The 22383-nt window shown below is 62.9% G+C and carries 20 protein-coding genes; 15 read left to right on the plus strand and 5 right to left on the minus strand.

All coding sequences use genetic code 11. The annotated features are described in order from the left end of the window. Together A0J57_RS16760 and A0J57_RS16765 are read left to right on the plus strand one after the other, a co-directional pair. On the plus strand, nt 1-709 hold a 709-nt coding region (locus A0J57_RS16760; RefSeq protein WP_062017273.1), incomplete at its 5' end, for a cupin domain-containing protein. 115 nt (nt 710-824) lie between these two features. Then, nucleotides 825-3791 (plus strand): TonB-dependent receptor, encoded by a 2967-nt coding sequence (locus A0J57_RS16765; protein ID WP_061937418.1) that lies wholly within the window; start codon nt 825-827, stop codon nt 3789-3791. Nucleotides 3792-3868: 77 nt separating this feature from the next. Here the strand turns inward: A0J57_RS16765 and A0J57_RS16770 are convergent, their stop codons facing one another. Beyond that, the gene (locus tag A0J57_RS16770) at nt 3869-4279 is read right to left on the minus strand and encodes a VOC family protein (RefSeq protein WP_025550669.1); all 411 of its coding nucleotides are present in this window, start codon (nt 4277-4279) and stop codon (nt 3869-3871) included. Between the two features lie 5 nt (nt 4280-4284). Beyond that, nucleotides 4285-4884: a pyridoxamine 5'-phosphate oxidase family protein gene (locus A0J57_RS16775; protein WP_061937421.1), complete on the minus strand. Its 600-nt coding sequence runs from the start codon at nt 4882-4884 to the stop codon at nt 4285-4287. A 76-nt stretch (nt 4885-4960) separates the two neighbouring features. On the opposite strand from A0J57_RS16775, the gene A0J57_RS16780 reads away from it, so the two are divergent. After that, nucleotides 4961-5854, plus strand: a complete 894-nt coding sequence (locus A0J57_RS16780; protein ID WP_061937424.1) for a LysR family transcriptional regulator — start codon at nt 4961-4963, stop codon at nt 5852-5854. A gap of 122 nt (nt 5855-5976) precedes the next feature. On the opposite strand, the gene A0J57_RS16785 is transcribed toward A0J57_RS16780, so the two are convergent. Then, nucleotides 5977-7026, minus strand: a complete 1050-nt coding sequence (locus tag A0J57_RS16785; protein ID WP_061937427.1) for an NADP(H)-dependent aldo-keto reductase — start codon at nt 7024-7026, stop codon at nt 5977-5979. A gap of 512 nt (nt 7027-7538) precedes the next feature. Between A0J57_RS16785 and A0J57_RS16790 the strand changes: the two genes are divergently transcribed. Then, a complete protein-coding gene (locus A0J57_RS16790) occupies nt 7539-7787 on the plus strand; it encodes a class II aldolase/adducin family protein (RefSeq protein ID WP_235600890.1) in 249 nt (82 codons plus the stop codon). Between the two features lie 221 nt (nt 7788-8008). Further along, a complete protein-coding gene (locus A0J57_RS26650; RefSeq protein ID WP_255309043.1) occupies nt 8009-8215 on the plus strand; it encodes a helix-turn-helix domain-containing protein in 207 nt (68 codons plus the stop codon). A 50-nt stretch (nt 8216-8265) separates the two neighbouring features. Here A0J57_RS26650 and A0J57_RS16800 read toward each other — a convergent pair whose 3' ends face one another. Further along, nucleotides 8266-9072: an SDR family oxidoreductase gene (locus A0J57_RS16800; protein ID WP_061937432.1), complete on the minus strand. Its 807-nt coding sequence runs from the start codon at nt 9070-9072 to the stop codon at nt 8266-8268. A gap of 333 nt (nt 9073-9405) precedes the next feature. Here A0J57_RS16800 and A0J57_RS16805 point away from each other — a divergent pair, with 333 nt between their 5' ends. The 8 genes from A0J57_RS16805 to A0J57_RS25400 all read left to right on the plus strand — a co-directional run bounded on the left by A0J57_RS16805 (nt 9406) and on the right by A0J57_RS25400 (nt 17526). Further along, nucleotides 9406-11199, plus strand: coding sequence for an acyl-CoA dehydrogenase (locus tag A0J57_RS16805; RefSeq protein WP_044660915.1), 1794 nt, complete (start codon nt 9406-9408; stop codon nt 11197-11199). Nucleotides 11200-11246: 47 nt separating this feature from the next. Then, nucleotides 11247-12059: an enoyl-CoA hydratase-related protein gene (locus A0J57_RS16810; protein ID WP_235600891.1), complete on the plus strand. Its 813-nt coding sequence runs from the start codon at nt 11247-11249 to the stop codon at nt 12057-12059. A 1-nt stretch (nt 12060) separates the two neighbouring features. Then, nucleotides 12061-13218, plus strand: coding sequence for an alpha/beta hydrolase (locus A0J57_RS16815; RefSeq protein WP_062017279.1), 1158 nt, complete (start codon nt 12061-12063; stop codon nt 13216-13218). 198 nt (nt 13219-13416) lie between these two features. Next, complete coding sequence (locus tag A0J57_RS16820) at nt 13417-14451, plus strand: alpha/beta hydrolase (protein ID WP_044660912.1); 1035 nt, start codon at nt 13417-13419, stop codon at nt 14449-14451. A gap of 66 nt (nt 14452-14517) precedes the next feature. Beyond that, a complete protein-coding gene (locus A0J57_RS16825; protein WP_061937438.1) occupies nt 14518-15315 on the plus strand; it encodes a class II aldolase/adducin family protein in 798 nt (265 codons plus the stop codon). 33 nt (nt 15316-15348) lie between these two features. After that, entirely contained in the window at nt 15349-15948 is a 600-nt protein-coding gene (locus A0J57_RS16830; RefSeq protein ID WP_061937441.1) for an HD domain-containing protein, read from the plus strand. A gap of 20 nt (nt 15949-15968) precedes the next feature. Beyond that, nucleotides 15969-16820, plus strand: coding sequence for an alpha/beta fold hydrolase (locus A0J57_RS16835; protein WP_061937444.1), 852 nt, complete (start codon nt 15969-15971; stop codon nt 16818-16820). 226 nt (nt 16821-17046) lie between these two features. After that, nucleotides 17047-17526, plus strand: coding sequence for an ester cyclase (locus A0J57_RS25400; protein WP_076605764.1), 480 nt, complete (start codon nt 17047-17049; stop codon nt 17524-17526). On the opposite strand, the gene A0J57_RS16845 is transcribed toward A0J57_RS25400, so the two are convergent. After that, nucleotides 17449-18495 (minus strand): helix-turn-helix domain-containing protein, encoded by a 1047-nt coding sequence (locus A0J57_RS16845; RefSeq protein WP_158298519.1) that lies wholly within the window; start codon nt 18493-18495, stop codon nt 17449-17451. The two genes, A0J57_RS25400 and A0J57_RS16845, sit on opposite strands and share 78 nt — an antisense overlap. Before the next feature lie 202 nt (nt 18496-18697). Here A0J57_RS16845 and A0J57_RS16850 point away from each other — a divergent pair, with 202 nt between their 5' ends. Further along, nucleotides 18698-19975, plus strand: a complete 1278-nt coding sequence (locus tag A0J57_RS16850) for a TetR family transcriptional regulator (RefSeq protein WP_061937455.1) — start codon at nt 18698-18700, stop codon at nt 19973-19975. Between the two features lie 137 nt (nt 19976-20112). Continuing rightward, on the plus strand, nt 20113-22344 hold the full coding sequence (locus A0J57_RS16855; protein ID WP_061937458.1) for a TonB-dependent receptor: 2232 nt from the start codon (nt 20113-20115) through the stop codon (nt 22342-22344). Nucleotides 22345-22383 lie beyond the last annotated feature (39 nt).

Below are 22383 nucleotides of genomic sequence, written 5' to 3' on the forward strand. Positions count from 1 at the left end.
CGATCTGGAGGCGGACTGGCACCAGATGGCGGCCGGGCAGCGCACCGAACCGCTGATGTATGCCGACAATGCGACCGCCCTCATCGTCTGGGGCGGGCAGCTTCGGGTCAGCATCAAGGGGCAGGAACCCTTCGTCGCGGTCAAGGGCGGAGAGGTCAATATTCCCTTCCGCCTGCCTTTCACCCTGGAAAGCGTGGGCGACGAGCCGGCGCTGTGGCTGGAGGTGCACGGCGCGGGCGACGTGCCGCTCTATCGCGCCGCGACCAGGCCGGACAAGCCCAGGGACGTGCCGGGCTTCACCTATGTGAAGGCCGCGTTGATGGGCGGCGACGGGCATTATGGCGCCGCCGACCGGCCTTATCTCGATTATTACAAGGATGTGGTGACCGGCGGGCAAAGAGCAGGCGCCTTCATTGCCGGCGATCATCTGTTCGTGAACAATATTCGCGGAAAGGGCATCAAGACTCCGCCGACCAGCGATCTTGGCCATTTCCACTTCGGCTATGATGAATTCTGGTTCATCATGGAAGGCAATGTCGATTACCAGATCGAAGGCGTGCCGTTCTTCACCGCGTCGCCCGGCGACGTCGTGACCGCAGCCCAGGGCCGGTGGCATCGCGCCAGCTTCGGCGGGCAGCCGGGGCAGATGGCCACGCGCGTCGCGATCAACCCTTATCCCCGCGGCTTGCACAGCTTCCAGCCGCACTGAACCGCGCCCCTCGGGGGCCATCGCCAAATACCCTGGAATCCGGAGACTTTCAGCCTCCGGACAGCCATAAACTCACATAAAAATCCTATAGTATATGATAATGAGGGAGAGAGCCATGTTGGGAGAATATCTGCCTGCACGATTGAACAGTTCGCTGATCGCGATTGCGGCGGCGATGGTGGCCGGCCAGCCCGTGCTGGCCCAGGACAATGCGACGATCGCGCCGCCGCCCCAGAACAGCCAGTCGGTAACGGACAGCGACATCGTCGTCACCGGTTCCGCCATCCGGGGCGTGGCGCCCGTCGGGTCCAACCTGATTTCGGTGGGCCAGGATACGATCGAGAAGACCGCGCCCGTCAACGTGTCGCAACTCGTCAACACCGTGCCGTCCATTTCCACGGCCGGTTCGGTCGCGCAGGGCGAGAATGCCTATTCCTATTATTCGCCGCAGATCCACAGCCTTGCGGGATCGTCGTCCAACACCACGCTGGTGATCCTGGACGGCCTGCGCCTGCCCGGCGGCGGCACGCAGTTCGCCCAGACCGACCCCAACATCATCCCGGTCAGCGCGATCCAGCGGGTCGAGGTGCTGGCCGACGGCGCGTCGTCCGTCTACGGGTCGGACGCGGTCGCGGGCGTGGTCAACTTCATCACCCGGCGGACCTTCGACGGGTTCGAGGCGAATGCGCAGGCGGGCTTTGCCGACAGCTATCACAATACCAACTTCAACTTCATCTGGGGCAAGAAGTGGGACACGGGCGGCGTCTATGTCGCGGGCTCCTATTCCGACCAGTCGGAACTGAAGAACAGGGACCGCCGTTTTTCCAGCCTGGGCGATTATCGTCCGGTCGGCGGCACCAACACAAACAGCTATCAGTGCAGCCCCGCGACGATCATCGCGCCGGGGGTCAGCGGCGTCTTCCTTTCGCCCGGCGCGACGACGACAGTTCCTAATATTCAGGCGAACGCGCCCTGCAACAATTCGGTCTACGCCAATCTTCTGCCTTCGCAGTTCCGCGCGAATGCGATGATCAAGGTCACGAACGATTTTTCGGACAAGTTCACCGTCACCGCGATGATGAACTATAACCGCCAGGAAACGCATAATGCGTCCGGACCCGGCGGCCTGACCAACGCCACCGTATTCGGTCCCGGATCGGGCCGGGGCGGCCAGATCAACCCCTTCTACCAGGCGCCCGCGGGCGCGCCCGGCGCCACGCAGCAGACGGTCACATGGCTCGCCCTGCTGCCCGACGCGGATTATGGCGAACAGGAATCGCAGTCGGATTCGATCTATTCGACCGCCGTCGCGGAATATCATGTCAATGACGACTGGACGCTGACCTTCAGCGACGCCTTCGGCTGGAACCGCTCGGCGCTCAACACCGTCAACGGCTTCTGTTCCGCCTGCGCCCTGCTGGCGCTGAACGGCACCGCGCAGTTGAGCGGCAGCACCACGGCGACCGACATTCCGGGCCAGAACGTCATCGCGCTCAACCTGCCGCTGACGGCGGCGAACGCGCTGGACGTCTGGCGGCCCTTCGACGGCACCAACCGGACTTCCGAAGCGGTCATCCGCTCGCTCTATCGCAACAATAGCGAAAATACGAACTACAACACCTTCAACCAGATGAAGCTCGACCTCAACGGGTCGCTGTTCAATCTTCCCGCGGGCAAGCTCAAGATCGCGGTCGGCGGCGAATATCTCTGGTATGAACAGACCCAGAAGATCACGGGCTCCAACAATACCGGCCCGACCACGACCGGTTCGAACTTCCGCGTCTATAACTACAAGCGCGACGTGAAGTCGCTTTACGCCGAACTCTATATTCCGGTCGTTTCACCGGATATGGGCATTCCGCTGGTCCACAGTTTCGACCTCAGCATCTCCGGCCGCTACGACAGCTATAGCGACGTGGGATCGACCACCAATCCGAAGTTCGCCGCGAACTGGGAGCCGGTGGAGGGCGTCAAGCTGCGCGGCAACTATTCCCGCGCCTTCGTGGCGCCGCCGACCGCGGTGATCGGCGATCCGACGCAGGGCTATCTCTACGCATCCGGCAGCGTCGGCGTGAACGGCACGCAGATCGCCGTGCCCATCGCCAACTATCCCGATGTGGCGAACATCCCCGGCGTGCAGTGCAATGCGACCACCTGCACCATCGGCACGCCGGCGATCCAGGGCATGCGGCGCCAGCTGGGCGGCGGCTTTTCCAACATGACCCCGCAAAAGGGCCGCAGCTGGTCGGCGGGCATCGACCTGGCGCCGCGCTTCCTGCCCGGCTTCACCGCCGCCTTCACCTATTTCCACAACAAGTTCATCGGCGGCGTCTCCTCCCCCAGCCCCAGCGCCATCGTGAACTCGGCGGGGCTGCGCAACCTGCTGACCATCTGTCCGCAGACCTGCTCGCAGGCGCAGATCGACGAGTTCGCCAATATCGCCAATGGCGCGACGGTGTCGGGCGCGATCCCGCCGCAGGTCTATTTCCTGATCGACCAGAGCAGCCGCAATGCGCTCAACCTGACGGTGGAGGGGATCGACGGGCAGTTCAACTATCGCACGGAGATCGGTGAACTGGGCAGCTTCGTGATCGGCACGGGCTTCACCTATTTCACGAAGTTCCGGCAGAATTTCGGCGGCGGTACGGACTTCAGCATCCTCAACACTTCCGGTTACAACACCACCTTCCCGTCGGTGCGGTTCAAGAACCGCGCACAACTGGGCTGGGCCAAGGATGGATTGTCCGCCGATCTGTTCTGGAACCATACGGGTTCCTACCGCAACTGGATCAGCACGACGGTGGAACCGATCATCGTCAATTCGATCGGCAACCCGATCGGCGGCGGCGACAAGGTCAAGGCCAACGACACGTTCGACCTGCACCTGCAATATGAATTCCAGGGTGAAAGCTTCGCCCGGGGATGGCAGATCTATGTCGACGCCCAGAACATCTTCGACAAGAACCCGCCCTTCTACAACGGCAACACCAACGGCATATTGGGCGGCGCATGGGGCTATAACGGCTTCGTGTCGAACCCGATCGGGCGCATGGTTTCGGTGGGCCTGCGCATCCGCATGTAATCCCTTCGCCGGGTCGCATGGAGAGGGCTCCGGAGCATGCATGCTCCGGAGCCCTTTTCACATCGGAGGATGGCGGTTCAGGAAAAGGGCGTGGCGAATTCCAGGCGGATGCCCCCCGGAATGAAGACCAGGAAGTGCCGGGTGGCCGATCCGGCGCGGATCGGGCCGGGCGGGGCGTCGACCACCACCTCCGGATGGGCGCGCACCTTCTCCCACGCGGTGTCCAGCGCTGCATCGTCAGCCACCGCGAGCGAGAGATGGTGCAGCCCGATATTGGCCCGCCGGTCGAAGGCCCGGGCGCTCAGCGGATCGGCGGCGCGCCAGAGGGTGAGGAGGATCGCGCCGTCCGACAGGAAGATGGAGGGATAATCGGGAACGCCGCCCACCTCGTCGAAGCCGAGCACGCCGCAGAAGAAGGCCCGCGCCTGGTCGAGATCGGGCACCGTCAGCCCGACATGATGGACGCCGCGCGTGAGTTTGTCTTTCATGATTTCTATCCTTCCAGTTCGGCAATGCGTGCGCGAAGCCGGTCGAGCTCGTCCACCAGGGGGGCGGTGAGGCGCTCGATCTCCTTCTGCGTGAAGCGCGGGGTGATATGTTGCGGACAGTTCCAGTCGAAGCCCACGACATCGATCAGGAAGGCGCGCTCAGGTTCGGCGCCATAGCCGGGCGTCATCAGCGCCGCGATGGTCGCCGGATGGTCGCTGCCATGGGCATGGCCGATCAGCTTCAGGCGGCGGCGGTTGGGATAGTCCATCAGGAACAGCGACACCCGGTCGTCGGCGGCGAGGTTCGCGGCCGAGAGATATTGGCGGTTGCCCCGATAATCGGCAAAGCCGATCCGGTTGTCCCCGATCCGCCGCAGGAAGCCGGCCGGGCCGCCGCGATGCTGGACGTAAGGCCAGCCATCCTCGCTGACGCTGGCCATGTAGAAGCTGTCGCGGGCGGCGATGAAATCCGCCTCCCGGTCGGTGAGCATGTCGGCCGCGCCCGCATTCGCCTCCATGCGCGCATAGGAAGCGCGCGAACCGGCGGCTTCCTGCATGGCGCGTGCGCCGTTGCCGAACATGGTGTGGAGATAGACCTGTGCCATGCCGGACAAGCTAAGCCATTGCGCGCTGCATGATAATGGCCGATGATTGGCTTTCACTGTTTCAGTTCGGGGAATAATGGATCGCTTCGATGCCCTGTCCGCCTTCGTCGCGGTGGCCGACCAGCGCGGCTTCGCCGCCGCAGCGCGCAAGCTGGGCATGTCCCCGCCCGCCGTCACCCGCGCCGTCGCCGCGCTGGAGCGGCATCTGGGCGTGACGCTGTTCCACCGCTCCACCCGCGCGGTATCGCTGACGGACGAAGGTGCGGCCTTTCTGGACCGGGCGCGGCGGATCATGTCCGACCTGCGGGAGGCCGAGCAGATCGTCATGGGCGGCCGGTCGGCGCCGCGCGGCCAGCTTTACGTGACCGCTCCGGTGATGTTCGGGCGACTGCATGTGTTGTCTGCCATCGGCGCGCTGCTGGCGGCTCATGACGGGCTGAGCGCGCGCATGATGCTGATCGACCGCAATGTCCGCATCGTCGAGGAAGGGATCGACGTGGCCGTGCGGATCGGGCCGCTGGCCGACAGCGCGCTGCGGGTGATGAGCATCGGATCGGTGCGGCAGACCATCGTGGCCAGCCCCGCCTATCTGGCTTCGCATGGCGTTCCGGCGACGCCGGCCGATCTGGCCGGCCATCGCTGCATCGTCGGCAGCGGCATCAGGATCGGCGCCGCCTGGCGTTTCGGCGGGAAGGCGGAAAGCACGGTCGAGGTCGCTCCCCGCCTGACCGTCAATACGATCGACGGCACGATCGCGGCGGCCGAGGCTGGGGTGGGAGTGGCCAATGTCCTGAGCTACCAGGCGGCGGAGGCGGTCGCGGCCGGGCGGCTCGTCCGCCTGCTGGAGGACCACGCGCCGCCGCCCGTGCCGGTCAGCCTGCTCTACGACGCCGGGCGCGCGGCAATGCCCGCTGTGCGGCTGTTCCTGGAGGCGATGCGCGAGCGGGCGCGGCAGGGGTCGTGGGATTGATGGCGGGAAACGCCTGGCCGGAACCGCTCCTGCCGCGCCCGGCTTGGGGTATTTTGCATCGATACGGTGATCGCGCGCGCCGCCACCACGCATTCAAAAAGGATCGCCGCCGATCCCCGCGATCAGGGGCAGGGATCGGGCAGTTCGCGATGGATCGCTTCGATGGCGGCCAGCGCATCTGCATCCAGGCGGACGTCGACGCTGGCGAGATCCATCTTGAGCTGCTCCAGCGATGTCGCGCCAATGATCGTCGACGTGACGAAGGGCCGGCTGTTGACGAAGGCCAGCGCCAGTTGCGCCGGGGGCAGGCCATGGGCCTGCGCGACGGCGACATAGCGCGCGCTGGCGGTCGGTTGTCCGGGCAGGTCGTACCGCACGAACTGGCGGCTCACGTCCCTGCGCGAACCCTCCGGAATGCGGCCGCCCAGATATTTTCCCGTCAGATTGCCGCCGGCCAGAGGGGAATAGGCGAGCAGCGACACCTGTTCGCGCAGCGCATATTCCGACAACCCATGTTCGAAGGTGCGGTTGAGCAGATTATAGGCATTCTGGATCGATGCGACGCGCGGCCATTCCTTCTCACGCGACAGGCGCAGATATTCGGACACGCCCCAGGGGGTTTCGTTGGAGACGCCGAAATGGCGGATCTTTCCTGCCCGCACCAGGTCGGCCAGCGCGCCCAGCGTTTCCTCTATGGGCACGGTGTCGGGGGTATCGTCCAGTCGCGTGAGGCCGCGAGCGCCGAAGGACGGCACCGGCCTGTCGGGCCAGTGCACCTGGTAAAGATCGATATAGTCGGTGCGCAGCCGGCGCAGGCTGTCCTCCACCGCCTGTTCGACATTGCGCCGGTCGAGCCGGTTGTTGCCGCCGCGAAATTCCCGCACGGCGTCGCGGGTGGGACCGGCGATCTTGGTGGCGACTATGACGTCGTCCCGCCGCTTCCGGCCCGCGATCCAGTTGCCGATATAGGTTTCGGTCAGGAACTGCGTCTCGCGGGATACGGGCGTCACCGGATAGGCCTCCGCCGTGTCGATGAAGTTGACGCCGTGGCCCACCGCGTGGTCGAGCTGCTCATGCGCCTCCGCCTCGCTGTTCTGCGAGCCCCATGTCATGGTGCCGAGGCAGATCAGGCTGACCTCGATCCCGGTGCGTCCCAATGTGCGATATTCCATTCCGTATCCCTATATGAAGCTGGCCTCCGCCCATTCTCCTTAGACGCTGGAGGCGGCAGGACACTCAAGATAATTTCATAAAGCGTTGAGCAAGCCTGTTTTCACGGTCGCCGGCCCATTCTCCTTAGACGCTGGAGGCGGCAGGACACTCAAGATAATTTCATAAAGCGTTGAGCAAGCCTGTTTTCACGGTCGCCGGAGCCCGGCGGAACGGGAGAATGGCCGCGCGGCCGCCGATCGTTTCGCGCTGTGCGCGCTCCGGGTCGTGAAAGGACCGATTGCGGCCCTCTGTTCCGCCCGCTAGGGTCGCCAGGGTTCTTTGTCATCGAAGGATCACCGCCCTTGTCCAGCCGGGACGTCCGACAGGGATGACCGGCGCCGCGCCGAACCGCGCTTTTCTCCAGAGCTGGATATCGAAGGATCACCGCCCTTGTCCAGCCGGGACGTCCGACAGGGATGACCGGCGCCGCGCCGAACCGCGCTTTTCTCCAGAGCTGGATATGCCCGCCACCGTGTCTGATTTACCTGATCCAGCGGATGCGCTTGCCAAGGCCGGTCGCCGCCTGGATGCCCGCGGCCTGGCGCCCGCGACCGCCGGCAATTATTCCGCCCGGCTGGCCGACGGGACGATCCTCATCACCCGGTCGGGGGCGCATAAGGGGCGCCTCGATGCAGCGCAGTTCATGCGCGTGGCGGCAGACGGCACGGCCATCGACGCGGGCCGATCCTCTGCCGAGACGTTGCTGCCCCGGCAAGCCTAGCTCAGCCTGCTTCAGCGCCGCCGCGATCTGCTCCACCGAAAACCGCTGCTTCTTCATCGACGTACCTCCTCAACAAGGAAAATCCGTCGAAAAGCTAACGTTACGTGTGGACCACTTTGCCCATCTCACCTCACGACCCTGGCGACTGGGCGGTGCTGAAGGTTCAGCACTAGCTGCGGGCGACCGGCGCAACCGACGCCCGTCTGTCGAGCCTGGCCGCTATAGGTGGGCTTGAGAAGCGGATCTTGTTGCGCCGTTTTCTGAAGGCGACGGGCCTTATCACCACCGACTATTGCCAGCGGCTGCGGGTGGCGAGCGCGCAGGAATTGCTGCGGTCGAGCGTGCTACCGATCGACCCGATCGCGTGGGAGGTGGGCTATGCCGACACGTCGTCGTTCCGAAGGCTGTTACGCGCATCGTCGGGCTGACCCCCGGCGAGTATCGGCTGCGCTTCCGGGGACGATAGCGGAGGGGGAGCTTATTTCCGTAGGCCGTAGCGCGCAGCAGGCTCGGCATTGAACATCGATTGCAGCAGCGTGCCGCTCGCATTGTCATAGGCTGCTAGAAGGGATGTGTCCGCCAGTGACGGTGCGATGACGCGTTCACCCTGCTCCAGGCCCGCCATGACGGCGTCGACGCAATCCTCGGTCGACATGACGATCGCGTCGGGCAGCGGGTCCAGATCGGCGCCGCCCGCCACGTCCCATCCTTCGGAAACCACCGCGCCGGGCAGGACCAGCCGCACGTTGACGCCAGTGCCTTCGACTTCGTTCTGGAGATATTTGGTCAGGAGATAGACATAAGCCTTGGTGGAGGCGTAGACCGGAATGCCGATGCCGGGGAAGGGCGCGAAACCCGCTCCGGAGCCGATATTGATGAGCGTGCCCGCGCCTTTTTCCGTAAAGCGGACGAGAGCGGCTTTGGACAGGGTGGTCAAAGCAGTGACGTTGAGCGCGACCATGTTGGCGATCACGTCGTCAGGCGTTTCGACCAGCGTCTTGATCGTGGAGTAGCCGGCGTTGTTCACCAGGAACGACACCGACGGATCGCCGGAAATACGCTCCGAGACGGCGGCGACGCCGGCAGGATCGGACAAGTCGGCGACCAGAACGTCGGCGCGCACCGAGAAGCGGCTTTCCAGATCGGCCGCGATGGCGCGAAGCCGGTCTTCACGCCGCGCGACGGGCACGACGTCGTAGCCGCGCGCGGCGAGACGATCGGCGAACAGCTTGCCGATACCCGAAGAAGCCCCGGTGACGATCGCGGTGCCAAGATTCCCAGACAAATCAGTTTCCTTTAGCATGTGGAGAGGAGCCGATCAGGCGAATGCCCAATGTTATGCGTCGCAATATGCTACCGATCTATCCGGAGCCATGACCAATCGCCTCATGAAGCGGGTGACATATGGGCTCACGCCCGCACGTGGCGGCGGGCTCACCGACAAATATTCCCTACTCTCTCCTGCGCTTAAGCCGTCCTGGCCGCACGCATGCGGGGGCTGCGGGTTGAGCGAGATTGCGATGTTTGGGCTGCATCAAACCGTCCTAGCCGCCGCGGCGGAAAGCTCCCAATGCACAATCGGGCGCGTTGGCGCACCGCTTGGCCCTCAGGAGTTACCGTGAGCACCATCGTTGATCGTCACAATCTCGACTTTCTGTTGTTCGACATGTTCGATCTGGAAAAGGCGCATGCGTCCGGCCCTTTCGAGGGGCAGGACCGGGAGCTGGTTTCCCAGCTTCTGGATACGGCGCAGCGCATCGCCGAGGCCGAATATCTGCCGACCGCCGCCCCGCTCGACGCCGTTCCGCCGACCTTCGAGAATGGCGAGGCGGTAATGCCGGCCTATGTCGGCCGTGCGTTGAACGCCTATAGCGAGGCAGGTCTGTCGGCGCAGAGCTTTCCGGTCGAATCCGGCGGACTGGGCATATCGCACACAGTCAGCATGACGGTGAACGGCATGTTCAGCGCGGCCAATGTCGCGATCGCCAACTATTTTCTGCTGACGGCTGCCGCAGCGCGGCTGTTGCTGGCTTTCGGGACGGAGGAGCAGAAGTCCCGCTACGCCTCGCATATGATTGCGGGGCGCTGGATGGGCACGATGTGCCTGTCCGAGCCGCAGGCGGGATCGTCGCTCGCCGACATTACCACGCGGGCCGATCCGGCGGGCGACGGCTCCTATCATCTGCGCGGCACGAAGATCTGGATTTCGAGCGGCGGCCACCGCATGAGCGAGAATATCGTGCATCTCGTGCTCGCGCGGCTTCCCGACGCGCCCGCCGGAGTCAAGGGCATCTCGCTGTTCCTTGTCCCGCAAAAGCGCCTGAATGAAGCGGGTGAACCGGGGGAGGACAATAATGTCACGCTGGTCGGTCTGGCGCACAAGATGGGACAGCGCGGAACGACCAATTGCCAGCTCAACTTTGGCGAGGATGGTCCTTCGGTCGGCTATCTGGTCGGCAAGCCCCATCAGGGGCTGCACGCCATGTTCCACATGATGAATGAAGCGCGGATCGGCGTGGGGCATGTCGCGACCATGTCCGGTCTGGTGGGGTATCTCTATTCGCTCCACTATGCGACCGACCGGCTTCAGGGCCGCCGCCTCGGTCAGAAAAATCCAGCATTGCCCCAGATTCCGCTGATCGAGCATGTCGACATCCGGCGGATGCTGCTGGCGCAGAAGGCGGCGGTCGAAGGTGCGCTTGCGCTCTGCACCTATTGCGCGCTGCTGATCGACGAGCAGAAGAGCGCGAAGAAGGAGGATCAGGCCGACCTTGCCCTGCTGCTGGAGGTGCTGACGCCGATCGTCAAGTCATGGCCGTCCGAACATTGCCTTGAGGCCAACAAATGGGCGATGCAGATATTGGGCGGGGCGGGATATACCAGCGATCATCCCATCGAGCGCCTGTATCGCGACAATCGCCTGAACCATATCTATGAAGGCACTTACGGCATTCAGGGCATCGATCTTCTGGGACGGAAAGTCCGGCTGGCAGAAGGGCGTGGTCTCGACCTCTTGATCGAGCGGATCAATGCGACGATCACGGAAGCGGCGGCCATTCCCGCACTGTCGGGCCATGCGGCCCGGTTGGCCGAAGCGATCGGCTGGGTCACGGAGGCCACCAGCGCCGCACTGGCCGAACCCGATCTGGAGCGCAGCCTCGCCAATGCGACTCTATACCTCGACGCGACGGGGACGGTGGTGATCGGCTGGCTGTGGCTGTGGCAGGCGATGGTCGCTGTCCGCAGGCAAGAAGGCGGCGTTGCCAACAGGGCCTTTTACGAAGCCAAGCGCGCCGCCTGCGACTATTTCTTCCGCTACCAGTTGCCGCGCGCGCAGATTGACCTGGGGCTGGTGAAGGCGCTGGACGATACCTGCCTTGCGACGACTCCCGGGCAGTTGAGGGTCGCTTGACGATCCAAGACTCGGCAGACATGCGCGATAATCAAAAGGAGGATGGCTTGGGACACCGGAATACAGGAACGCCGGATCTGCTATCGGCGCTGGACGAGGGCGTTTTGACGCTGACGCTCAACCGGCCGGAGGCGCGCAATGCGATGAGCGATCCGATGCTGGAGGCGATCGACCGGGAACTCGCATTTGCCCAAAGCAGCCGCGAGGTGCGGTGCGTCGTCCTCCAGGGGAACGGCCGCGCCTTCTGCGCGGGCGGCGACGTGAAGGCGATGGGGGACAATCCGATCACGCCGTCCTCGCTGGACGACCGGATTGAGTATCAACGCGTCATCCAGCGGGCGACATCGGGCAGGCTAGTCGCGATGGGCAAGCCGAGCCTGGCTGTCATCCACGGCCCCGCCGCGGGCGCGGGCCTTGCGCTGGCGCTGGCATGCGACCTGCGGATCATGGCGCGTCCGGCATTTCTGCTGACGGCGTTCGCGAACGTGGCGCTTTCGGGCGATTTCGGCATCGGATATCTGCTGGCCCGGCTGGTCGGGATGGCGCGGGCCAAGGAGTTGATGTTCCTGCCCGAACGCGTGGCGAGCGAGCGCGCGCTCGATCTGGGGCTGACCAACTGGGTGTGCGAAGCCGAGGAACTGAAGGCGCAGGCGGCGCTGATCGCCGGGCGTCTCGCGTCCGCGCCGCCACATGCGCTGGCTTATATGAAAGAGCATCTCAACAGCGCGCTGTCCACCGAGTTCGGCGCCTATATGGACCATGAGGTGCGCTGCCATATCGACTGTTCGCAAACGGCGGACCATGTGGAGGGCGTCAGGGCTTTCGCGGAGAAGCGCGCGCCTGTCTTCAGCGGCGATTAGGGTGGCCGGGCACTCCGCCGCGCATCCGGGGCCACTTCCCCCGGCCCTGTTGCCCGATGGCATACGGTCCCGCATCGTCAGCGGTGTCGGCGATCTCGACATGCACATTCTGGAAGCCGGATATGAGGGGAGGGGGCGACCCGTCATCCTTCTTCTCCACGGCTTTCCCGAACTGGCGTGGTGCTGGCGCAGAGTGATGCCGCTGCTCGCGGACGCGGGCTATCATGTGATCGGGCCGGACCAACGGGGATTTGGACGGACCAGCCCGCAGTCCGATGCCTATCTCACCGATCTGGAGCCTTATGCCACTGGCAGTCTGGCTGCGGATATCTTCAACCTGATGGACGCGCTGGACATGTCGTCGTTGGACATGCTGGTCGGCCATGACGCCGGCTCCATTGTAGCGGGATTCTGCGCGTTCGCGCGACTCGACAGGGTTCGCCGGCTGGTGCTATCCGCATCGCCCTTCGGCGGCGCTCCGCCCGCAGGTGCGTTGCCCACAGCGCCTTTCCTCGACCATCCGATCCATGAAGAGCTGGCGCGCCTGTCGCCGCCGCGCAAACATTACCAAGCCTATTATTGCGGTCCGGAGGCGAATGCGGACATGTGGCATGCGCCGCAGGGCATGCACCAGTTTCTGCGCGGCTATTATCATCAGAAAAGCGCCGATTGGGACGGCAACAGACCTGGTCCGCTCAAGGGCTGGACCGTCGAGGAAATCGCCAGATTGCCGCATTATTACTGCATGCCCGCGCAGTGCGGCATGGCGGAGGTTGCCGCCGCCATCATTCCCGATGCGAGGCAAATGGCGGCGTGCACATGGCTGAGCGATGCCGATCTGGCGGTCGCCGCCGCCGAATTCGCGCGAACCGGGTTCCAGCCCGCGCTTAATTGGTACCGCAGCGCGTTGGCCGAGGGGATGACAGGCCGGGATTTGGCACCTTTCCACGGTCGGCGTCTTGCCATGCCAGTGGCATTCGTTGCCGGCAAGGCCGACTGGGGGCCCTATCAGTCTCCGCGACTGCTGGAATCGATGCGAGACGGGTTGGCGACGCAGCCGGTTGCCCTCCATTTCATCGAGAGGGCGGGGCACTGGGTGCAGCAGGAGCAACCGGAGCGCTTTGCTGAAATCCTGCTAGCTTTCGCGGGGCCGTCATGACGCTGTGCCGCAAATCGCGACCGGAGGGTTGCGAGGGCTGGTCATTGCCCCGCCGCGTACCGATGGCATGATCGGGCCACCATTTCGCGCTGAAAAACGGTCCGGTCCCAACATGACTCCATCGGTTCCTATCCTTCTGCACATGGATGGAGCGGTGCGCACGGCGGGCGAAATGCATAAAAATCGGAGAGGCACAGAATGACAAAGCTGTTGAATGACCATCGGATCGATCCAAGGATCAAGGCTGTTTTCGGCGAATATGGCGCGCCGGCCGCTTCCGATCTGCTTACGCGCGAAGAGCTGATCGAATTCATGCACACGCCCGAAGCGCAAGCAGCCGTAGCGGCCGACGCGCAATTTTTTGCGGAAGCCGTGTGCGAAGCGTCTGCGCCGTCCTCCGGCATCATCTATGAAACCAAGACCTTCATTTCGCAGCCCGATGGGAATGAGATCAAGATCCAGTATATCCGCCCCGAAGGCGCGGGCGTCCTGCCCTGCGTCTACTATATGCATGGCGGCGGGATGGCGACCTTGTCCGCCTTCGACCCCAATTATCGGGGATGGGGCAGCATCATCGCAGCGCAGGGCGTAGCGGTCGCCATGGTCGATTTCCGCAACAGCCTGCTACCGTCTTCCGCGCCTGAAATCGCGCCCTTTCCCGCCGGCCTCAACGACTGTGTTTCCGGGCTGAAATGGGTCCACGCGCATGCGGAGGAATTGCAGATCGATCCTGACCGGATCACGCTTGCCGGCGAGAGCGGCGGCGGCAATCTGGCGCTGGCGACCGCGCTGAAGCTTAATCGTGACGGCGACATCGGCCTTATCAACGGCGTCTATTCGCTGTGCCCGTTCATCGCAGGGCAGTGGCCGCATCCGGACCATCCGTCATCCCACAATAATGAAGGCATCTTCATCAGCATCGGCAACAATCGCCTGACGCTGGCCTATGGTATCGAGGCGTTCGAGCGCAAGGATCCGCTGGCATGGCCCATCTTCGCGTCGGAAGACGATCTTAAAGGGCTTCCGCAGACGGTCATCAGCGTGAACGAGTGCGACCCGCTGCATGACGAAGGCGTCGTATTCTACCGCAAGCTGCTGGCAGCCGGAGTGCCCGCGCGGTGCCGCTCGCTGATCGGGACAGTGCACGCAGTCGAGATTTTGCCGCGATGCGCGCCCGACATCAGCGCAAACACCGCCAACGACATCGCCTATCTCGCCCGTACGGGCAAATAGGGATGGCTCTGCCTTCCGCCGATGTCGCTGGCTCGCCCTTCGATGGAATAGCTAAAGGAGATTGAAATGGCTGACGGTTCCTGGGCGCCGACACCTTCATTGAGAAGTCAGGTCAGCGAGGCGGAGTGGAAGATGCGTGTCGATCTCGCCGCACTCTACCGCCTCGTCGCCCTGAATGGCTGGGACGATATGGTCTATACCCATATCTCCGCGCGCGTGCCGGGGCCGGAAGAGCATTTCCTCATCAACCCCTATGGCATCTTCTTCGAGGAAATGACGGCGTCGTCGCTGGTGAAGATCGATATGGACGGCAATGTCGTTCAGGACACCCCCTACAAGGTCAATGCGGCGGGTTTCACCATCCATTCCGCGATCCATGGCGCGCGGGAGGATGTGAAGTTCGTGATGCACCTGCACACCGATCAGGGCATCGCCGTGTCGGCGCAGAAGGAGGGGCTGCTGCCGCTCAGCCAGACCGCGCTGGCGATCCTGCCCGAGCTTGCCTATCACGATTATGAAGGCATCGCGCTCGATCTGGATGAGCGCGAGCGGCTGGTCGCCGACCTCGGCAACAATGCGGCGATGCTGCTCCGCAATCACGGGACGCTGGCGGTCGGGCTGGATGCGGGCGATTGCTGGCGGACCATGTTCATATTGGAGCGGGCCTGCAAGATTCAGGTCATGGCGCTGACAGCCGGGCGCGAGGGTGTCTTGATCGCGCCGGAAGAAGCGCAGCATACCGTCGCCCGCGAGATGGCGGCGCGCGGTCCGCTGCGGCTGGAGGGCGGCCAGTCCGCCTATGAACTGATCTGGCCGGGCTGCCTGCGCCGCCTGCACCGCCAACTGCCGGGCTTCGACGCCTGACTAATATCGATGCTCATGCAAGAAAGTCCGACCATGTCCGACACCAAGGAAATCGAAGGCCCCACCACCCATTTCACGCAAATGGCGGATTCTACCAAGGAGGACTGGGCGATCATCGATAGCCATTACAAGCCCTTCCATGCGGGACTGTCGAACCGGATATTGACGCATCTGAAGCTGCTTGACGGTGACTTCGGCGGTTACCCGGTCGATCGGCTGGAACATAGCGTCCAGTGCGCCACGCGCGCCTATCGGGCGGGGATGGACGAGGAATATGTCGTCTGCGCTTTGCTTCACGACATCGGCGACACGCTGGGGTCGGGCAATCATGCCGATCTCGCCGCGGCGATCCTGAAGCCCTATGTCTCGGAAAAGAACCACTGGATGGTGGAAAAGCACGCCATCTTCCAAGGCTATTATTTCTTCCATCATATCGGCGAAGACCAGCATATGCGGGAGAAGTTCAGGGGGCATCCGCATTTTGAATATACGGCGGATTTCTGTCACCTCTACGATCAGTCCGCGTTCGACGCCAATTATGAAAGCATGCCGCTCGAAGCGTTCGAGCCGATGGTTCACCGGCTGTTTTCGACGATGCGCTATTCCTTCTACAAAAGCCCGACTGCAGAATAACCGGGCCATAGCAGACAGACATGATCGAAACGCGCTGCGTGAGCCTGAACGGCCTTGAATTCACCGTCGATATCGTGGGTCATGACCATGGTCAGGCCGTTCTGCTGCTGCATGGCTTCCCGGAGTCGCGCTATATGTGGCATCCTCAGGTCGAGGCGCTGTCGGCTGCGGGCTTTCGCGTCATCGCGCCCGATCAGCGTGGCTATTCGACGGGCGCGCGTCCGGCGGAGGAAGATGCCTATCAGGTGGAGTTCATCGTCCAGGACGCCGTTGATCTGATGGACGCGGTTGGCGTCGCGGACTTCCATCTGGTGGGGCATGATTGGGGCGGGCAGATCGCTTGGTTGCTCGCTGCGGCTCATCCGGAGCGGATCCGCACGCTGAGCATCTTGTCGCGGCCGCATCCGGCGGCGTTTGCGCGGGCGTTGACGGAAGACCCCGAACAGCCGGAGCGTTCGCGTCACCACCGCTTTCTGAAGGACGCGGACGCCTATGACCGGATGCGGGTGGACGGACTTCGACCCCTCCGGGAAGCGTTGGAAACCCAATATGTGCCGCCGGAGATCGCAGCCGTTCACATCGCCAAGCTCGCTGAGCCGGGTGGGGTGGAAGGCGCGATCAACTGGTATCGTGCGAGCGGCTTCACGGGCGCGCAGACGCCGGCCATCAACCTGCCCACCCTCTATGTCTGGGGCACGCAAGATGCGACGGTCGGGCGCTATGCGGCGGAACTGACGGCGGACTATGTGACCGGTCCGTTCCGATTCGAGATCGTCGAGGGGGCGGGACATTTCATCGTCGATCAATGCCCCGACACCGTGTCGAACTTGCTCCTAGCCCATATAAGGCAGGGCGCTGACGGTCTCGCTTGACGGGGGCGCCCGTTCCTCGGATGTTTGACCCCACGGTTTGATGGTGCGATCCCTTCGTCGGAATGGAAGGACGCAGCCCCAGGCTTTGCTCGCGACGCTGGGCCGAGCACTGCGGATCAACCCCAAGGCGGTGGCAAAATAGTGTAAGCGGAGGAAGTGATGGGGGTCGCCTTCCGCCGCCATACGCGTGATCCGTAGACGGGATTGAAGACAGGAGCGTCTAAAAATGAATGGATCGTCACAAGAAACAGCGGCAGTCAGCATGTATAAGCAATATATTGCATGCCTTAATGCCCGTGCCTGGAACGAGCTTGGCGAATTCGTGGCTACCGATGTGGTCCACAATGAGCGCCCACTCGGGGTCTATGGCTACCGAGCCCTGCTTGAAGAGAATGTCCGAGATATCCCGGACCTTCATTTCAACGCCGACATCGTTGTGGCGAATGCCAGTCATATCGCCTCACGGCTTCGTTTCGACTGCACGCCTGTGCAAGAGTTTCTTGGCGTTCCAGTCAACGGACGGCGCGTCGTATTCCACGAACATGCTTTTTACACTTTGCGAGCTGGGAAGATCGCAGAAGTTTTCTCGGTCATCGATAAGACAGCAGTTGAAGCCCAGGGTGAGGCGCTAGCTATCGCACAGGCGGCGTTGGAGGCGGTAGGCCGTAGGCGACATGCCGAGCCAGTCGAAGCAGGCGCGCCATAGGCTGCGGCGATCCGAAAAGCCAAGATCGAAAGCGATATCGTCCAGATTGGCGTCGGTCGCGAGCAGGGTGCAGAGTTTCCGCATCCGGACCTCCCGTGAGAGTTCGCGAAAGCTCGTCCCTTCCTGCGTGAGCCGGCGCTGCAAGGTCGCCGCGCTCATCCCGAGCTTGCGCGCTGCGACCCGCTGGCTGGGGATTTCATCCTGCATCAGCACCCGCAATTCCTCAACAATCGAGTTGGATGCGTCCGAATGAATCGAGCGCGGTGAGCGCTGTGCGATTTCCATGAAGACGGAGGATTCGTGGAAGGAGAAGCTCTTGTAGCGACGCACTCCGAGCGGCATGTCGAGTATCTCCTTGGGATAGACCATGGAGACGCCCGTCCCGTGCCGCCAGCAACTGGTCGCGAGGCCGGTCAGTAGCGACTCGTCGCGATCGGCCAGCAGGCTCGACAGCCGCGTGCGGACCGGCTCGATCCATTGCCCCGTGCCCCAGACCAGGACGCAGTGAAACACGATCGCGATCAGCTCGGCATAGATTTCCCCGCGCTCGGACAGGTCGTTCATGGCATAGGTGATGTTAATCCCGTCGGAGCCATAGCCGACCGACACTGTCATACCAGAGGGTATGACCTGAACGAACTCGCAGAAGCGCTTCAGACCTTCCCCGACCGAGTCCATATGGTTCACTGCGGTGAAGATCACCGTCCAGCTGCCCTTCGGCAAGGGGCGGGGGGTGCAGCCATGGCCCTCGTCGTCATATTTATAGACGCCATCGACGCAGAGGTTCCAGAAGTCGACGCGGGAAATGCTCGTCGGCAACTGGCCCGCAGCGTCGCACAGTCCGGCTCCCACCATCAGCGCGCGCGCCCGTTCCGGCCCGAAAAATGTTTCGACATAATGTCTGGAAAGCTGTTCGGCACCGAAATTGCGCGCTGCGGTGGAGAACAGAATGGACCGGTTATCAGGCATCGCGCTGGGCCATGCCTGGGAACCGAACATCGATGGATAGCCGTTTGATTCCTGAACTCGGCAGAGGTTCGCTTTCATATCCAGCCTCTCTCATGTCGGCCCGTCGTTGCGAGGCCAGTCCTTGACATAATTTGTACTATAGGACAAAAAATGGTTCCAGGCAATGCCTGCCGCCTGTGGCTTTGGAGAGGATAGTTCCGCATTGGCCGTCGCCCGTCGCCTTTCGACCCTGCCGGACAAGCCAGTCGGGGCGCGTGAGCCGAAGCGCGCGCCGGCGCAGGCGCGGTCCGTCGAAACCCGCAAACGGATCATCGAAGGGGCGATCCTGGTGCTGGCGGAGCGCGGAATCGCGGGCATGACTCACCGGGAAATCGCCCGCACCGCAGGCGTTTCGCTTGCATCGACGACCTACCATTTCGCCAGCAAGTTTGACATATTGGCGGCCGCTTCCCAGGAAATGCTGGACCATGACACGCTGCTTCTTCCCAGCGATGATGCCGCCGGGTCGAGCGAGCGGGGAGGGGCGGGATGCCCGCGATCCTGGCTTATCGCCTTTCTTGCCAAGGTTGCCGGGGAGCAGCGTGTGCGTGGGGCGTGCTGGACCGAAATCATGCTCGACGCGCCGCGCCACCCCGAATCCCTCGCGCTGGCCCGCCGCTGGTTCGCCGCTGCGACCCAGGTCTGGAGCGAATGGGCAGCCGCCTCCGGGGATGGCGACAGCGATCTTGCCGCGCGATCTTATGGTGACATAACGGTCGGGCTTCTCCTTTTCGTGCTGGTTCTCCGCCCGACCGAAGAGGATTTGAAGGCGGTGTTCGATGGCGGCGAAGACCCTCTCGACCGGTGGGGCCATGGGCAGAAGGTTGTCCCCGCCAAACCCGCCCGACAGAGCGGCAAGTCGGCGGTGACGCGCGAAGCGATATTGCGGGCGACGCTGGACGAACTGGTTTCCAAGGGCCAGACGGCGATCGGGCTGAAAGCAATGGCGAGCAAGGCGGGGCTTTCCCCGTCTGCGGCTTTTTACCACTTTCCCACGACCGCCAGCCTGATCGAAACCGCCCAGCATCGCCTGTTTGAAAATGCGAAGGATCGCTATCGCATCGTCGCGTCGATGGAGCGTGGGGAAGAAAGCCTGGAAAGGCTGATCGATCGAACGAGCGTCATTTTCTTTCGCGAAGCGACGGAGTATGCGCTGGAAAGTCTCGCAATCTACCGGGTCTGGCTCGAAGCGAGCCGTCAGCCGTCGCTGCAATCCGCGATCTGGGCCGACATCGCGGATCAGCACAGCGCCTGGCGGCGTCTCTTGACGCCGATCTCGTCGTCGCTGCGCCCGCTCGATCCGCTGCTGTCCCAGGCCCTGTTCACCGGAAAGATGATCCGGCTGGTGGCGAGCGGATCGCGGACGGAGGATCTTGCGCATGTGCGCCGGGAATTCGCCCATGATCTGGCGATGATCTCCTCCGGCCGCTTCTGGTTGTAAGCCGATTGCCCTAAATGCGATTTCCGCCTTGCGGTAAATTGAGACATCGCGGGTGCGATCAACCATCATTCTCCCCCCAGCCGAAATCGATACAACGCGAATCGGCACAAAAAGACAAAATTGATGGAGGGGTTATCATGATGAAAGGCCATTACGTGCTTGCGCTGCTTTGCGGGGCCGCAGTCGTTCCGGCGGCCTGGGCGCAGACGTCCGACGCGCCCGCGCAGGGCGCTCAATCGTCCGGCTTGGGCCAGATAGAGGATATTGTGGTTACCGCATCCCGCCGCAGCGAGACGATCCTGAAAACGCCCATCGCGGTGTCTGCCTATTCCGGCGACAAGCTGCGCGCCGCCCAGACCGTGGCGCTCACCGATCTCGTCGGACCTAATCCGAACATCCAGATCGGCAACAGCTATAATTCGGCCAACGTCGCGATCCGTGGCATCGGCAACGGGTCGTCGATCAATGCGGGCTCCGACTCGGGCGTGTCCATCCAGGTGGACGGCGTCTACATGGCGCAGCCGCTGCTGACATTGTCGACCTTCCTCGACGTGGCGCGGGTGGAGGTTCTGCGTGGCCCGCAAGGCACGCTGTTCGGCCGCAATGCCACCGGTGGCGCCGTCAACATCATCCCCAACGAGCCGACGCGGGACGTGCATTATGGCTTCGACGTCACGGCGGGCATCGATCCCGGCCGGATCAACACGGCAGGCTATGTCAGCGGGCCGCTCAATGCGTCGGGCACCCTGACTGCCCGTCTTTCCGCCCAGCAGACATATAATCGCGGCTATACGAAGAATCTGGCGACCCAGCAGACCTACGCGCCCGGCTACTCGAACAATCTGGTCACCACCAACTCGCCTAGCCGGCTGGACGACGCGAACAATCAATCGGTTCGCGGCCAGATCAAGTGGGAGCCGTCCGATAGCTTCAACGCCCGGCTGCTGGTCGAGTACCAGCGCGATCACTCCGATGGCCCGGCGACCTTCCTCGAAGGCACGCCTGATCCAACCCAGCCCCTGCCAGCGATCCTGGTGGGGCAGTCGGTGGGGAGCGTCCGCAAGCGCGAAGTCAATAACAACGAAGCTGTGCGCCGGATCGAAGGCAAGAATGTCAACCTGACGCTGAACTGGGCGCTGGGGGGCGGCGACCTCAAGGCGGTCGGTTCCTATGCGGATACCAAGATCCACAACATCCAGGACGGCGATGGCACCGACGCGCTGCACACCTATTCCGACTTCAACAATAAGACCCACCAATATTATGGGGAACTGCTTTACTCGTCCGATGCGTCCAGGCCATTCACTTACATCGTCGGCACCAATTATTTCCACGAGAAGCTGAAGCAGGATATTTCGGTTCCGATCAGCCTGCTGCCGATGCCGGTCGATCTGGGCGCGAAGATCAACACGACCTCCTATGCCTTTTTCGGCCATGCCCAATATGCGCTGACGCCCGAGGCGAAAATCTTCGCCGGCGTGCGATACACGCACGACAAGAAGGTCGATCTGGACGATTATAACAGCTATGTCGGCATGCTGCCGCGGCAGAGCACGTCTTCCAGTCAGCTCACCTATGAAGTCGGCGCTTCCTATGCGTTTAGCAATACGCTCGACGCCTATCTGAAATATGCCACCGGGTATAAGGGCGGCGGCTTTTCGGCCGGCGGTCTGGCTCCCGCCTTCGATCCGGAAAAGAACACCAACCTTGAGGCGGGCTTGAAAGGCTGGTTCTTCGACCGGGGATTGCAGGCCAATATCGCCGCGTTCCACATGAAGTATGACAATCTTCAGGTGAACCAGATCAACGGCGCGTCCACGCAAGTGGTGAACGCCGCAAAGGCGACCATCTACGGCATCGAGGCGGAAACCGTCATACGTCCAGTCGAGGCGCTGCGGTTCGAGGTGTCGGGCGCCTATCTCCACGCGACCTTCGACCGTTTCCACACCGGCGATCCGGCGCGCCCCAATCTGGGGACGGTCGATCCGGACGGGACACGGCGGTTCGACCTCGACGGCAACACCCTGCCGCAGGCGCCCCGATACAGCGTCAGCGCCGGCGGCTATTATGAGATGCCGATCTCATCGGGGAAGGTCACGTTGGGCGCGCGCTACGACTGGAAGTCGCGGCTATATTTCAGCGAGTTCAACATCCCGGTTTCCTCGCAGGCTGCGGTGGGTAAGCTCAACCTGTCGCTCAACTATGAGAGCGACGACAAGCGGATCACGGCGAGCCTGTTTGCCAAGAATGTCACCAATGAACAGGTGAAGTCGAATGTGATCGTCGTGTCGGCGCTGATCGGATCGCTCGCGCTCAGCCAATATCAGCCGCCACGCCAGATCGGCGCGTCGTTCGGATATCATTTCTAGAAAGAAACGACAGCAAAGCGATGCCGACCGAACATCTGA

This window comes from Sphingobium sp. 22B (assembly GCF_001580035.1).
GTDB classification, from domain to species: Bacteria; Pseudomonadota; Alphaproteobacteria; order Sphingomonadales; family Sphingomonadaceae; genus Sphingobium; species Sphingobium fuliginis.